The 348-nt window shown below is 37.6% G+C and carries 1 protein-coding gene; it reads right to left on the bottom strand.

Going from position 1 to position 348, the window contains the following annotated elements; translation table 11 throughout:
* A partial coding sequence (locus A3712_RS04795) for a universal stress protein (protein WP_197465788.1) occupies positions 1-170 on the bottom strand: 170 nt, incomplete at its 3' end.
* Positions 171-348: the final 178 nt, after the last annotated feature.

The raw sequence follows: 348 nt of genomic DNA, 5'->3' as shown, positions 1-348 counted from the left end.
TCGGCCATGTTGATGTCAATCAGCCCGGTATAAAGCTCGGCATAGTTAATATCGATATGGATAAAAGAGACTTTGGCTTCTAATGGCTTTGCCAATGCTACCGCTTTATCCACAATTAATTTGCTGTCTTCTGATAAATCGACCGCGACCAAAATATGTTTGTAACTCATATCGCAACCTCCTTTATTCATTGCCTGATTAAAGATTAGCACTATGCGATGCCTTTTTTTGCTGAAGTGATCTCATATCCATCGTCTTGCGTAATGAAGGTTCAAAATATCGGTTAACTAATGGTCAGCGAGATATTAATGAAAAAGTGATATAGTAGAGAAAATTGAGGATGTACTT

Origin of the sequence: Vibrio sp. HI00D65 (assembly GCF_001635455.1) — a bacterium.
Classification (GTDB): domain Bacteria; phylum Pseudomonadota; class Gammaproteobacteria; order Enterobacterales; family Vibrionaceae; genus Vibrio.
Note: the sequence above shows the minus strand (reverse complement) of the source record. Positions and strands in the feature narration are given on the sequence as shown.